Raw genomic sequence first — 13,341 nt, 5'->3', positions numbered from 1 at the left:
GGCTCGGCGCGCCTGGCGCCGTGCCGCGACCCAGACTAGTCGGGATCCAAGTGGTAGATGACCGCGTCCGGCTGCTCGTCGCGGGAGATGCCGAGCCCGTCGATGCTCCCGGTCAGCGCGTGCACCGGGATGCCGGCGTCCTCGGGCGGACCGTCGAACCGCATCGCGTTCGGCTGCCGGAGCACCAGTACCGTGCGGACCCCGAGCCCGCGAAGGTACTGGACGCTGGTCGCGTCGGGGAAGGTCTTCACGACCTCCTCGGTGTGCAGGAAGCCCTGCGGGAAGAAGCCGCTGGACCCGTTGACGAGCGGCACGAAGTTCGCCGTCGACCACAGCATCGCCAGCTCGTCGTCTTTCCAGTTCGTCGGCAGCACCAGCAGCGGACCGGGCAGCGAGGCGAACGAGGCCGGCGCCCTGGGTACGGTCGGGAACGCCGTCGTCTGCACACCCTCGACGAGGACGAACAGGCACGGTACGGCCAGGCTCACCGTGACCAGCGACCGCAGCGAGCCCCGGCGCAGGCGCCCGGACCAGGTGCGCACCCGCTCGGTGAGCACGGTCGTCGCGCCCGCCGCCAACAGCACCAGGACCAGCGTGACCCACACGATCAGCCGACCCGGGGTGCGGATGCCGCTCCAGCCGGGCAGGTAGTCGTACATCTTGTAGTAGAAGGAACTGACCGGCGCGCGCAACCCCATCGCCAGCGTGCCGAACCCGAGCAGCCCGATCAGCAGGAGCACCCGGCGCCGCCAGGACCAGGCCGAGTAGACCAGGCCGATGGCGGCCAGCGCGTAGAGGGTGTAGCCGGGCAGCATCAGACCCTCCCAGCCGCCCTGCGGAATCATGTCGATCTGGGCCCGTTGCTGGTGCGGTCCCCACAGCCACTCGTTGGACGGCGCGGTGACGAACCCGAGGAAACCCGGCGAGTAGAACAGGATCTCGGTCAGCGCCCGCTGCGCGTACGGGTAGGTCCGCAGCACCTGGAAGTACGGGTACGCCATCGCGGCACCGGCGGCGGCGAACACGATCGCGCCGATCACGTCCACCCGCAGCAGCCGTCGGCTGAACGCGGGCCGGCGGACCAGCCACCACACGATCGCCACGATGACGAGCAGCGCCAGCACGTACGCGAACGGCAACCCGATGCCGAAGCCGAGCGTGACCTGCCACGCGGCGACCAGCCACCCGGCCAGCGCCCACCGGGGCCGCACCCGGTCGGGCCGGTACCCGCCGCGCAGGCTGTACCCGTGCCCCCGGGCGAGCATCGCCAGGCTCAACGCGATCCCGCCGGTGGACAGCACGTGCAGGTGGGACACCTGGGTCCAGCGCCAGGGGGCGAAAGCGAAGGCGGTACCGGCAACGGCGGCGCCGGGGATGTTCGAGCCGAGCTGCCGGGCCAGGATGTAGGCGCCGAAGCAGGCGAGCGCGAAGGCGAGGACGAAGAGAATGTTGTACCGCAGCACCGCCGCCGTGGGACCGGAGCCGATGAGGCCGGCCGGCAGGTACCCGAGCAGCGAGTCCGAGTACGCGAAGCTGTACTTCTCCGTGTAGAACGCGTTGCCCTGCCACAACTGCGCGGGATGATGGAGGATCGCCCAGGCGCTCCAGGACATCTCCCAGGACTGGAGCGACGGATCCCAGACGTCGCTGGGCAGCGTCCGGGTCGGGTATCGCAGGGTGGGCCAGGTCATCACGACGGCCAGCACCAGCGACGACGTCGCGACGAGCGTCCACTCGTGCCGGGCGAACGCGGCCAGTCCGCGCCCGGAGAGCCCGCGCCGGCCGGCGACCACCGGCTCGGCCGGGGACTCCGGCTCCGCCTGGGGCTCTGGTCGCGGTTCGGTCGGGGGCGCGCTGTCGGTGACGCTCGTCTGGCTCATGTGCTCCCTCTTCACGCGGCCACCGGACCTGGCCAACGCCCCCGTGCCCGGGCCCGTCGTGCGTCCTGGCCCGGATGGATCGGGGCCGACCGCGCCGATCGAACTGGAGGATCCTACCCGGACGGTTGGCGCGTGCGAGACGCTCGCCGGTGATCACCGGTGCGGAGCGGTCGTAGACTGCTCGCGGTCGGCCACTGGCCGACGAGCGACGCCGCTCGCAGTTGCCGGCCCGGGCCACGGGGCGGGGCGGCCGATCCCAGGCAGGGAGACATGCGTCCAGACCCAGCGGCGACCGATCCACGGACGAAGATCGATACTTCGGTAGCGCATCCGGCCAGGCGGTACGACTACTGGTTGGGTGGAAAGGACAACTTCGCCGCGGACCGGGAATCCGGCGACCGGATCATCGCCGTGTTCCCCACCACGCGCACCGCCGCCCTGGAAAACCGCCGGTTCATGCGTCGCGCGGTGGCCCACATCGCCGGACAGGCCGGGATCCGCCAGTTTCTCGACGTCGGCACCGGCATCCCCACCAGCCCCAACACGCACGAGATAGCGCAGGGAATCGTTCCCGACGCGCGGGTGGTGTATGTCGACAACGACCCCATCGTGCTGGCACACGCCCGGGCCCTGCTCACCAGTTCCGCCGAGGGCGCGACCGCCTACATCGATGCCGACCTGTACCAGCCGGACAGCATCCTGAACCATCCCGACCTGCTGCAGACGCTGGACCTGTCCCAACCGGTCGCGCTCATGCTCGTCGCCGTCCTGCACTTCGTGCCGGACGCCGACAACCCGCGCGGTCTCATCGAGCCGCTGATCGATGCCCTGGCCCCGGGCAGCTACGTGGTCATGTCGCACATGACTCACGACTTCCTGTCCTCGGAGGACGCGGCCGCGGTCAACCAGGTGGTCAGCTCCGAAGCGCTCCGGGCGCGCCCCAAGGAGCGGTTCGCCACGTTCTTCGACGGGCTCGACCTGGTGGAGCCCGGCATCGTGTCGGCGTCCGAGTGGCGGGCCGAGGACGAGCCGCAACCGCGGCCCAGTCGGAGCGAGGTCAGCTGCTACGGCGCGGTCGCGGTCAAGCGCTGACGCGGGCCCACCCGGCGACTCGGCTGGGTCAGGCCGCCGAACGGAACTGTTCGTAGCGCTCTTCGAGGCGGGTCGGGTCCGGCCGATCGTGCCGGGATCTGGGCAGGAAGATGGTCGAGCCGTGCATCTCCTGCAGCCCGTGCCGCAGCATCGGTCCGTCGATCTCGGTGAGAATGTCCTCGCGCACCTCTACGACGCGATCCGGGCGGATGCCGATGATGTTCGCGTCGTACGCGGCGTGGTGGATCTTGCACATCGCCAGCCCGTTGGGGACCACGGGCTCGCCGCGCCGGTGGCGGTCCGGAAGGATGTGCGCCGCGTCGAGCAGGGGTGCGTGACCCAGCCGGCATAGGGCGCACCGGGCTTCGTATGCCCGCAGCACCTTGGGACGGAAGACCACCTGGTGCAGTCGCTGCAGGGTGAGCCGTCGGGCGTAGCGACGCTCGGGGAGGACCTCGATGCCCTCGACGCTGTGCTCGAGCTCGCCCAGATCCACGGCGAACTCGTGTCGGGCAGGGTCTTCCTCCACCAGATAGACCGGGTAGATGGCGTGGTAGACGCCCTTGGCCATCGGATAGAAGTAGGCGAGCGGGGAACGGCGGACCATCGCCTCCCGTAAGGCGCGGTTGTCGGGGTGCGCCGGATCCGTGCCGCGCCACTTGTAGTGCAGGGTGCCGTCCGTGCCGAACTCGTCCTCGTACGGCCTGGCGCCTCCCTGTGGCGTGTATGTCGTGCGGATCGTCAGTGCCGCGGACAGCCTCGCGGGCTTGCGGATGCCGGGCTGGACGACGAGGCGAACGGCTTCGCCGTCGAACTCGAACGTGTTGATGACGTCGGACGGGATGCCACTCGGGTACGCCGCGCTGATCCGATCGAGGTGGGCGAACATCGCCAGCCGTAGCCGGGTGTCGACGTCGTCGCCCGCTGTCATGCGATGTTTATAGTCGATCGGCGGCGGCCGTGGGGGGCCTCAAGCGTCGTTCCGGGTGGGCGGGCTGCGCTGTCAGTCGGGCATGTCGTCGAGGTGGCGCTCGAGCGCGTCGAGCCGCCGGGCCCACACCTCGCGGTACGGCTCCAGCCACTCGTGCACCTCGGCCAGCGGCTCCGGGGACAGCCGGTACAGGCGGCGCTGGGCATCCTGGCGTACCTGCACGAGTCCGGCCTCCCGCAACACCTTGAGGTGTTTCGACATGCCCGGCTGGCTGACCGGTACCAGCGCGACCAGATCGTTGACCGAGCACTCGCGGGTGCGCAGCACGTCCAGGATCTGGCGACGTCGCGGCTCCGCCAGTACTTCGAACGTCGATGGCATGACGGTAATATAACCAATCGGGAATGTTGCGGCAATGCCGGGGTGGCAAGCGGTGCGCGCGTAAAGTCTGGCGGAGTCGTCCGTACGGGGGGAGTCTCCATGAACGCCACCGCCGATGTAAAAGCCACCGCTGACGTACCGGCACTGCTCGGCGGTGACCGGACCGAGTCCGGGCGGCCGTTGCTGACCTACTACGACGACGCCACCGGCGAGCGCGTCGAGTTGACGGCCGAGGCGCTGGGCTCCTGGGCCGCGCGCACCGCGAACCTCATGCGTGAGGGCTGCGGGATGGGCATCGGCAGCCGGGCCGCGATGCTGCTTCCGCCGCACTGGCAGACCGCCGCCGTGTTGCTCGGCGCCTGGTCGACCGGCGTGGCGGTGTCGTTCCGCCTCGCCGCGCTGGCCGGGCTGCCGTCGTCTGGGCCGGACGCGGACGCGCCGCTGGACGCCACGTTCGTCTCGTGGAAGCGGCTCGACGACTGGCTGGAGGACGTGCCCCCGGCCGACCACCGCTTCGTCCTGGGGCTGGCCGCGGCCGGGGCGCCGATGCGTGAGGTACCGGACGGGTACCGGGACTACATCGCCGAGGTCCGCCGGTACTCCGACCTGCCGCCGTCGTACCTGCCGGAGCGCGCGGAGCCGGCGACCGTCGACGGTACGACGTTCGGGTCGTGGGAGATCCTGGCGCGGGAGGTTGCCGGCGTCCAGGAACTCCGGCCCGGCGACCGGCTGCTGATCGACGCGGCGGAGCACGACCATCCGTTGAAGTGGCTGCTCGCGCCGCTGTCGGCCGGCGCGTCGGTGGTGCTGTGCGCGAACCTCGACCGCGACCGAATGAACTCCCGGATCGAGGCCGAGGGCATCACCCGGGTCCTCTGAGGAGTTCACCCCCTCGGGGTAATCCCTGAGTTGCCGAATCAGGGGCCGATCGTGGCTTTTCCGGATGCCAGCGGCGGCCGGAGCGGGCAGAGTAATGCCCGTGGCCCGCACGGGGGCGGGCCCGACGATCGGAGACAGGTCCATGAGGGTGCTGACCGGCAGGGACGTCCGGCGGTGGGGGCTGACGGCGTTGGCGCTGGTGGCGCTGGGGGCCGCGGCCCGGGCGTTCCTGGTGCGGGTGTACGCGCCGCAGGTGTCCGAGTGGGCCGTGTCTCCGGGGCCGAGTCGCCCGGACCGGGGTTGAGCCCCGGTCCGGGCAACGGGGTCAGTCAGTCGAGCCGCTCGTCGGCCAGGACGCTGGAGAAACGCCGGATCAGCGACGTGTACCCGATCCCGGCCAGCACCGGCGGCACGAGCCGCACGGCCAGGCGGGCGGCCGGGTTCGGCGGCCGGTTGGTGGACTCGCTCGCGGCCATCCGCGACACCCGCCGTACCCGGGTGGCGCGCAGCCGCTCGTACCGGCGCAGCCGCCGCACGAGGTCGGCACGCTGCGCCGAGTCGGCCCGCTGTACCTGGTCGGCTCGCTGCACCGGGCCGGACAGTGCGCGCCGCAGCAGCCAGGCGTCTTCCAGTGCCTGGTTGGCACCCTGTGCCTGGGACGGCGGGAACGCGTGTGCCGCGTCGCCGATCAGAGTCGTCGCGCCCACTCCCCAGGCGTCGGGCACCCGGTGCAACACATGCGGGTACCGGCCGAGGTCGGTTTCGGCGATGGAGTCCAGCAGCAGCGGTACCGGCGCCGGATAGCCGGCGAACCGCCGGGACAGCGCGCCGGCGACCGGACCTGCGGGCAGCGGGCCTTGCACGTCGAACCACCACTGCAGCAGGCCGTCACCCGCGGGCATCAGCCCGACGAGGCCGGCCGGGCCGACGAACAGTGACGCGGTCGTGCCGGCCGCGAGGTCGGGCAGCACCCGGGTGAGGCCCTGCCACGTCGTCCAGCCGTTCTCCGCGGCGGCCTCGCCGCCGAGCACGCCGCGCCGCACCGCCGAACGGTGGCCGTCCGCGCCCACCAGCACCTCGGCCGTGTGCTTCTCGCCGCCCGCGTCGACGACTGTCACCGGGCCGCCGTCCGCACCGGCCGGCCCGGCCGCGACCTCCTCCACCGCGCGTCCGAACGCGACGGTGCCCTCCGGGAGCCGGGACGCCAGGTGCGCGATGAGTTTCTCCCGGGCCACCGTGGTGACCGGAAAACCGGTGCGCTTGCGCATGACCGCCAGGTCGACGCGCATCAGCGGCCGCCCGGTGGAGGTGCGCGACTCCAGCACGTCGATCCGGCCGCCGATCGCCGGTGGCAGCGGCGCGCCGAGTCCGGCCAGCGCGGCGGCGCCGTTGCTGAAGACGGTGACGCCGGCGCCACCGGTGCGCAACGCGGGCGCCACTTCCAGCACCCGAACCCGGTGACCGTCGGCGATCAGGCCGCCGGCGAGTGCGAGGCCGCCGATGCCGGCACCGGCGATGAGCACATCCATCGGACTCCTTCCGCTGCGATTCGTTTCGCTGCGATCCGCTCCACTACGATCGTTGTACTACGGATGCTGCCATAGAATCACGTCGTGCCGCCACCCAATGACCGTCGCCGGGCGCAGCTCGCGGACGCCGCGATCGCGCTGCTCGTCGAGGTAGGCGTGCACGGGGTGACGCACCGCGCCGTCGACGCCCGCGCGGGTCTGCCGGCCGGTACCACGTCGAATTACTTCCGCAGCCGGGAGGCGTTGCTCGTCGCCGCCGCCCAGCGGGTGGTCGAACTGCACCAGGCGGACATGCGGCAGGCGGCGGTCGGTCACCTGCCGGAGGGCGACCCGCGGGAGCGCGCCATCGAGCTGATCGCCGGCTCGCTGCTGCTGGCCGCGACCGCTCAGCGCGACCGGTACCTCGCCGTCTTCGAACTCCGGCTGGAGAGCCTGCGCCGGCCGGTGCTCGCCGAGACCCTGGCCGGGTTGATGGACGCGACCGCCCGGTTCACCGCCGGGTACCACGAGTCGCTCGGGCTGGACATCCCGCCGGACGCGGTACCGCTGCTCATGGTCCTGTACGGCGGGGCGTTGTTCACGCTCGTCAGCGCGCCGCCCGGCTCGGTCACCGAGGCGACGACGCGTACCCTCGCGGCGACCATCGTCCGCGGCGCGCTCGCCGCTGCCGGGGGCTAGTCGATCCCGAGTTCGCGCAGGATGGCCTCGGTGTGCTCGCCCGGCTCCGGGACCGGTCCGAAGTCCGGCTCGATGTCGTCGGGCTGCCCGGGCGGCAGGAACGCGTGCAGCGTGCCGGCCGACGACTCGACGGAACGCCACCGGTCGCGCGCCGCGAGCTGCGGGTGGGCCCACACCTCGGACAGGTCGCGGACCTGACCGTTCGCGATGCCCGCCCGGTCGAGCCGGCGCCGCAGCTCGGCGCTGTCCAGCCGGGCGACATCGGCGTCGATGAGCTCGCCGAGCGCGTCGCGGTGCCGCGCCCGCAGCGAGTTGGTGCGGAACCGGTGATCGTCGCCGATCGCCGGGTCGCGCAACACCTCCCGGCAGAACGCGGCCCACTCCCGCTCGTTCTGTACGCCGAGGAACACCGTCACGCCGTCGGCGCAGCGCACCGGCCCGTACGGCGCGATGACCGGATGGGACGCGCCGGCGCGCGCCGGCTGGCGGCCGGCGTACCGGGCGTAGTAGAGCGGGTACCCCATCCACTCGACCAGCGCCTCCAACATCGAGACCTCGATGGTCGCGCCGGTACCCGTCCGGGTCCGGCGCAGCAGTGCGCCGAGCACGCCGCTGTACGCGTACATGCCGGCCGCGATGTCGGCCACCGAGATGCCCACCTTCACCGGCTGGTCGGGCGTGCCGGTCACCGACAGCAGGCCGGCCTCGCACTGCACGAGAAGGTCGTATGCCTTGCGATCCGCGTAGGGGCCTTCGTCGCCGTACCCGGAAATCGAACAGCAGACCAGCGGCGGGTGACGCTCGCGCAGCTCATCGGCGCCGAAGCCGAGCCGCCGGGCCGCCCCCGGCGCGAGGTTCTGCACGAACACGTCGGCGCGCGCGACGAGCCGCCGCAGCGCCTCCCGACCGCGTTCGGTTTTGAGGTCCAGCGCGATGGACTCCTTCGACCGGTTGAGCCAGACGAAGTGGCTGGACAGCCCGCCCACCACGTCGTCGTAGTCGCGTGCGAAGTCGCCACCGCCCTCGCGCTCCACCTTGATGACTCTCGCGCCGAGGTCGGCGAGTTGCCGGGTCGCGAACGGCGCCGCCACCGCCTGCTCGACCGACACCACGGTCACGCCGTCGAGCGGGCGGTCCACCGTCACCCCCTGCGCGTCGGGGCTCGCCGCCGGGCCGATCCCCGGCACGCCGCGATTCTATAAGCTGTGAGACCGAGGAGGGTGGTCGTGGAAGGGCTGGACGCGCAGGAACGGGCCGTCGTCGAGACGGTGCGTGACTTCGTCGCGCGGGAGGTCATCCCGGTGGCCCGGGAACTGGAGCACACCGACACCTATCCGGAACACCTCATCGAAGCGCTGAAGGCGATGGGCGTGTTCGGCCTGGCGATCCCCGAACCGTGGGGCGAGGCCCGGGTCAGCACACCCTGCTATGCCCTGGTGACCGAGGAGCTGGCTCGCGGCTGGATGAGCCTGGCCGGCGCGATGGGCGGCCACACCGTGGTCGCCAAGCTCATCCACGACCACGGCAGCGCCGAGCAGAAGGACCGGTACCTGCCGGCGATGGCGACCGGACGGGTCCGGGCGGCGATGGCGCTCACCGAACCCGGCGGCGGCTCGGACCTCCAGGCGATGCGCACCACCGCGATCCGCGACGGCGACCACTACGTCGTCAACGGGTCCAAGACCTGGATCACCAACGCCCGGCGATCGGCGCTGATCGCCCTGCTCTGCAAGACCGATCCGCACGCCACCCCGGCACATCACGGCATCAGCGTCCTGCTGGTGGAGAAGGGCCCAGGGCTGACCGTGTCGCGGGACCTGCCGAAGCTCGGATACAAGGGCGTGGAAAGCTGCGAGCTGTCCTTCGACGACTTCCGGGTGCCGGCCACCGCGCTGCTCGGTGAGCGGGAGGGGCGCGGCTTCGCGCAGATGATGCGCGGCCTGGAGATCGGCCGGATCCAGGTCGCGGCGCGGGCGCTGGGCGTCGGGCGCGCGGCGCTGGAGGATTCGTTGCGGTACGCGCGGGAGCGGGAGGCTTTCGGGGTACCCATCTGGAAACACCAGTCCATCGGCAACTACCTGGCCGACATGGCCACCCGGCTGACCGCCGCGCGCCAGCTGGTGCTGCACGCCGCCCGGTGCTTCGATTCGACCGATCTGGATCGCGGCGCAGCGTCAGACGCGCCGAGCCAGACTGGTCGGAGAGGACGGCGCGCCGACCTGGAGGCCGGGATGGCCAAGCTGTTCGCGTCGGAGACCGCGATGCAGATCGCGCTGGACGCCGTGCGCGTGCACGGCGGCTATGGCTACTCGACGGAGTTCGACATCGAGCGGTACTTCCGGGACGCGCCACTGATGATCGTCGGCGAGGGCACCAACGAGATCCAGCGCAACGTGATCGTCCGGCAGCTCATCGAGCGCGGGTCGGTGGCGCCCTGACATGGCGTCGTGACGTGACAGCGGAGCTGATCGGGCCGGAGCCGGCCGAGGCGCTGGCCGGCCTGCTGGACATCGACGTACCGCAGCCGGTGCGGGACGGCGCTCTTCCGCCGCTGTGGCACTGGGTGTACCTGCTGGTACGACGCCGGCAGAGCGACCTGGGCGAGGACGGGCACCCGGTGCACGGCGTCCCGGAACCGCCCGGACCGGGCTGGCGGCGCATGTTCGCCGGTGGCCGGGTCACCGCGTACCGCCCGATCCGGATCGGCCGGGTCGCGGCGCGCGGCAGCGAGGTGGCCGGCGTGGCGGAGAAGTCGGGCCGGTCGGGGCCGCTGACGTTCGTCACCGTACGCACCCGGATCGAGCAGGACGGTGCGCTGGCGGTCGTCGACGAGCAGGACATCGTGTACCGGCCGCCGGGTTCGCACCTGCCTGTACCTACCACGTCGGACGGTGCCGGCGGTGTTCCCGGCGGCGGCGTTCTCGGGGTTGTTCCCAACAGCGGCGATCCCGGCGGCGGTGCCGGCGGTGCCGGTGGTGGCGGCGCCGGTCCCGGCGGTGGCGGTGCCGGTGGCGGCGGTCTTGGCGGCGGATTCGGGTTCGAGGTCGATCCGGCCGTCCTATTCCGGTTCTCCGCGCTCACCTACAACGCGCACCGCATCCACTACGACCGGGAGTTCGCGGTCCGCGAGGGGTATCCGGACCTCGTCGTGCACGGGCCACTGCAGGCGCTGCTCATGGCCGAGGCACTCCGCCGCCGGGGAGTGGACATGCTCGGCGGGACGTTCTCCTACCGGCTGCTCGTGCCGGTGTTCGGCGCCCAGTGGCTCGCCGTCACGGCGTCGGTGGCTGGCGCGTCAGCGGGTGGGGCGTCGGTCGCCGGTGCCTCGGTGGGCGGTGTGTCCGACGTGTCGGTGGCCGGGGCCGAGGTCCGCGACGCGGGCGGCCGGGTCACCGCGAGGAGCACGCTCTCAGGCTGAACCGGCCCCGACGCTGGGGTTTGTCCCCGCCGCCGGACCGGGCGGCGAAACTGTCGGTGGCCGCCGGTATGGTCGCGCCGACGGTGATTCAACGGGCCTCGGTGAGTGGACGGGCGCCTTTGGATCGCGGTCGTGCACCGTGTCTTCTCGTGCACCGTGTCTTCTCAGGTGCATCGCGTCTTCTGGCGGGGCTGTGCCTTCCCACAGGCGCAGGGCTTTGGCAGGCGGGTTTGGAGGTCGAGGTTCGTGGACGGCACCACAGGGCGTGCGGACAGGGCGGCATGGCAGCAGCGCAGCGCGCTTCGGGTCGTTCCGGCGATCCAGCCCCGCAAGTTGGCGAAGGTTCCCTTCGTCGAGCTTGCGGACGGACGGCTGCAGGGCGTCGTGTCCAGCGGCTCGGACATCGAGCGGGTCTATGTCTCCTCGATCAGCGCGGGAGAGCACGCCTACCACTGCAGCACCAACAACAACAGGCCGTGCGGTGGACTGCGCGGCTCGCCGTGCAATCACCTGCACGCACTGGCCGACGAGGCGGTGCTGCAATATGGCGCCGACCGGGTCGCACGATATCTGCGGGTCGACGCCGACGGCGTGACGACCGGGGCCGACCTGATCGGCCGCCTGCACGGCAGGCACGAGGCGACTCCGGCTGCCGTCGTGTTCAGCCGTTTCCTGCGGCACCTGGCCTATCTGGAACTGCCGGAGACCACCGAGCCGATCCCCGAACTGCACTGGTTTCCCGCGACGGGAGCGTTCCGCTGATGCTCGAGACACACCTCGCCGACCTGCTCGACGGCGCGCCGCCCGCGATCGGTGACGCCCTCGACCTGGTGAACGGCTTCGACGACGTGCTCGTGCACGGCTTCGCCCGGCTGACCGAGGAGCACGCCGGCGCGCTGGCCGCGCTGGCTGACGGGATGGCCGGCACACCGTTGGGCGAGCGCGTGGCCGAGGCGGTCGGGAAGGTCGCGGCCGGTTCGATCGGCGACGAGCACCTGGCGGTGCTGGCCGGCGCGCGTACGGCGCTGATGGGTGCGCTGCACGACGCACTGCTCGCCGGGTTCGACACCGCGCTCGGCCGCACCCGGCAATCGTGGGGCTTCGACCGGCCCGGCTCGGCGCGTCTGGTGCCGCGCAACGATCCAGACCAGTCGCCGGCACCGGCCGGGACCGGAGTCGAAGTCGGCGTCGGAGCCGCGGGGCCGGGAGTGGCCAACCTGCTCGCCGGCTGCCGTTCGTGGCTTCACGAACTGGCCATCGCCGGATGGCGGGGCGTCGACCACGACATCATCGCGGCGTCGAGCCAGCTGGTCGAGGCGATGCTCGCCGAGCCCGGTCTCCGCCGGCTGGCGGTGCTGCTCGACGGTCTGGTCGCCGAGTTGCGGGCGTCGTCGCCGATCGCGACGATGGAGCATCTGCCGGTCCGTCGCTGGGCCGACCTGTGGACGCGTGCCCTGCTGCTGTCCCAGCCCGGCGGCCTGCCGGTGTCGACTCCGGTGCCGGTTCCGAAGTCCACAGTGGACGTTCGTGGTGCGGAGACGTTGTCCGGTCGGCTGCTCATCCTCGGCGTCGACGTGCACGAACACGGCACGGCCGTACAGGCGCAGGTCCACGGCATCCTGGAGCCGTCCGGCGACCAGGCGCCCCGGCTGGTACGTACCAGCGTCGGGGCCGCGAAGGTGGACACGATCGTCGGGCCGTCCGTGTGGCGGCTGCTGCGCGGCTGCCCGGTACTCCTCGGCGCGCTGGCCGAGCACCGTGCGCTGGACCTCACCGACATGCCTCTGCTGTCCAGTGGAGACCTGGTGTGGCGCGACGACCGGGCCAGCGTGGGTGAGCCCTCCGATCCGTTCGCCACCGCCCGGGTCCTGCTCGCCGCCGCGCTGGCGCCGCCGGTGCCGCCGCTGGATCGCCACCCGGTGCGCATCGCGGAGCCGGTGCTGCTGGAGGGGTACGCCGTCACTGTCCACGATGGAGGGTCGCTCACACTCGGTCTGGGCGGGCACACCGTCTCGGTCGCGGTCGACCGGATGCCGGACTGCGGACCGCTCACCCAGGAGCTGGTAGCCGCGTCGTCGGCGTGCCTCGGGCTGATGCGCTGGGACGGCGGCGGATGGGCGCTTTCGCCGCTGGCCGTCAGGGCGACGGTCAAGCGCAAGACGGTCGACACGCACAGCGGTGACTGGGCGCTGGGGCCCACGGACACCAAGGTGGTCAAGGCCGGTGCCAAGCACGGAGACGCGGTCGCCGTGCTGCGTGAGCGGGCGGGACGGTTGCTGAGGCGATGAGTGAAGACAACGACGAGCGCAGGGCCGACGAGAACCGTCGCCAGGTTCTCTACTGGCGCCTGCTGGCCCGGGTGTTCGATACGAGCGAGCAGCCGTCGCTGGAGGCGGCCAGCGTGGCGATCGTCGAAGACCTCGGACTGCCGGCCGCGCTGCTCGATCCCTCGGTCTCCGTGGACACCATCGTGCAACGCTTTCCCGACCTGGCGGCCGAACTCGACGGTCTGATGGCTCCGGTCGGGGACGCGGAGGCGACCGCGCCCGGGGA

13 protein-coding genes and 1 pseudogene are annotated in these 13,341 nt (G+C 71.8%); 9 read left to right on the top strand and 5 right to left on the bottom strand.

Features of this window, described 5'->3' with window-relative positions; translation table 11 throughout:
* Positions 1 to 35 precede the first annotated feature (35 nt).
* Positions 36 to 1,880: a hypothetical protein gene (locus Raf01_RS11770; protein ID WP_203917832.1), complete on the bottom strand. Its 1,845-nt coding sequence runs from the start codon at positions 1,878 to 1,880 to the stop codon at positions 36 to 38.
* Positions 1,881 to 2,150: 270 nt separating this feature from the next.
* Here Raf01_RS11770 and Raf01_RS11765 point away from each other — a divergent pair, with 270 nt between their 5' ends.
* Complete coding sequence (locus tag Raf01_RS11765) at positions 2,151 to 2,972, top strand: SAM-dependent methyltransferase (RefSeq protein ID WP_203917831.1); 822 nt, start codon at positions 2,151 to 2,153, stop codon at positions 2,970 to 2,972.
* A 28-nt stretch (positions 2,973 to 3,000) separates the two neighbouring features.
* On the opposite strand, the gene Raf01_RS11760 is transcribed toward Raf01_RS11765, so the two are convergent.
* Positions 3,001 to 3,903, bottom strand: a complete 903-nt coding sequence (locus Raf01_RS11760) for an HNH endonuclease (RefSeq protein ID WP_203917830.1) — start codon at positions 3,901 to 3,903, stop codon at positions 3,001 to 3,003.
* A 72-nt stretch (positions 3,904 to 3,975) separates the two neighbouring features.
* Positions 3,976 to 4,284 carry an ArsR/SmtB family transcription factor gene (locus Raf01_RS11755; protein ID WP_203917829.1) on the bottom strand — a complete coding sequence of 103 codons (309 nt, stop codon included), beginning with the start codon at positions 4,282 to 4,284 and terminating at the stop codon, positions 3,976 to 3,978.
* Positions 4,285 to 4,383: 99 nt separating this feature from the next.
* Here Raf01_RS11755 and Raf01_RS11750 point away from each other — a divergent pair, with 99 nt between their 5' ends.
* Both Raf01_RS11750 and Raf01_RS11745 read left to right on the top strand, forming a co-directional pair.
* Positions 4,384 to 5,163 carry a TIGR03089 family protein gene (locus Raf01_RS11750; protein WP_239133532.1) on the top strand — a complete coding sequence of 260 codons (780 nt, stop codon included), beginning with the start codon at positions 4,384 to 4,386 and terminating at the stop codon, positions 5,161 to 5,163.
* Positions 5,164 to 5,305: 142 nt separating this feature from the next.
* Positions 5,306 to 5,467 carry a hypothetical protein gene (locus tag Raf01_RS11745; protein WP_203917828.1) on the top strand — a complete coding sequence of 54 codons (162 nt, stop codon included), beginning with the start codon at positions 5,306 to 5,308 and terminating at the stop codon, positions 5,465 to 5,467.
* 25 nt (positions 5,468 to 5,492) lie between these two features.
* Here the strand turns inward: Raf01_RS11745 and Raf01_RS11740 are convergent, their stop codons facing one another.
* Entirely contained in the window at positions 5,493 to 6,692 is a 1,200-nt protein-coding gene (locus Raf01_RS11740; RefSeq protein WP_203917827.1) for an FAD-dependent monooxygenase, read from the bottom strand.
* An 84-nt stretch (positions 6,693 to 6,776) separates the two neighbouring features.
* Between Raf01_RS11740 and Raf01_RS11735 the strand changes: the two genes are divergently transcribed.
* Positions 6,777 to 7,370, top strand: a complete 594-nt coding sequence (locus Raf01_RS11735; protein WP_203917826.1) for a TetR/AcrR family transcriptional regulator — start codon at positions 6,777 to 6,779, stop codon at positions 7,368 to 7,370.
* Here the strand turns inward: Raf01_RS11735 and Raf01_RS11730 are convergent.
* Positions 7,367 to 8,557, bottom strand: coding sequence for a CaiB/BaiF CoA transferase family protein (locus tag Raf01_RS11730; protein ID WP_239133531.1), 1,191 nt, complete (start codon positions 8,555 to 8,557; stop codon positions 7,367 to 7,369). The two genes, Raf01_RS11735 and Raf01_RS11730, sit on opposite strands and share 4 nt — an antisense overlap.
* Before the next feature lie 39 nt (positions 8,558 to 8,596).
* Between Raf01_RS11730 and Raf01_RS11725 the strand changes: the two genes are divergently transcribed.
* The 5 genes and pseudogenes from Raf01_RS11725 to Raf01_RS50800 form a co-directional block, all read left to right on the top strand.
* Positions 8,597 to 9,808, top strand: a complete 1,212-nt coding sequence (locus Raf01_RS11725) for an acyl-CoA dehydrogenase family protein (RefSeq protein ID WP_239133530.1) — start codon at positions 8,597 to 8,599, stop codon at positions 9,806 to 9,808.
* 14 nt (positions 9,809 to 9,822) lie between these two features.
* The gene (locus Raf01_RS11720; RefSeq protein WP_203917825.1) at positions 9,823 to 10,788 is read left to right on the top strand and encodes an FAS1-like dehydratase domain-containing protein; all 966 of its coding nucleotides are present in this window, start codon (positions 9,823 to 9,825) and stop codon (positions 10,786 to 10,788) included.
* Positions 10,789 to 11,034: 246 nt separating this feature from the next.
* A complete protein-coding gene (locus Raf01_RS11715) occupies positions 11,035 to 11,550 on the top strand; it encodes a hypothetical protein (RefSeq protein ID WP_203917824.1) in 516 nt (171 codons plus the stop codon).
* Positions 11,550 to 13,076, top strand: coding sequence for a hypothetical protein (locus Raf01_RS11710; RefSeq protein ID WP_203917823.1), 1,527 nt, complete (start codon positions 11,550 to 11,552; stop codon positions 13,074 to 13,076). The genes Raf01_RS11715 and Raf01_RS11710 overlap by 1 nt, the downstream gene beginning before the upstream one ends.
* Positions 13,073 to 13,301, top strand: a pseudogene (locus tag Raf01_RS50800) (VWA containing CoxE family protein); the annotation flags it as partial. The gene Raf01_RS11710 and the pseudogene Raf01_RS50800, both read left to right, overlap by 4 nt.
* Between the last annotated feature and the right edge of the window lie 40 nt (positions 13,302 to 13,341).

Source organism: Rugosimonospora africana, from assembly GCF_016862975.1.
GTDB lineage: Bacteria > Actinomycetota > Actinomycetes > Mycobacteriales > Micromonosporaceae > Rugosimonospora > Rugosimonospora africana.
Note: the sequence above shows the minus strand (reverse complement) of the source record. Positions and strands in the feature narration are given on the sequence as shown.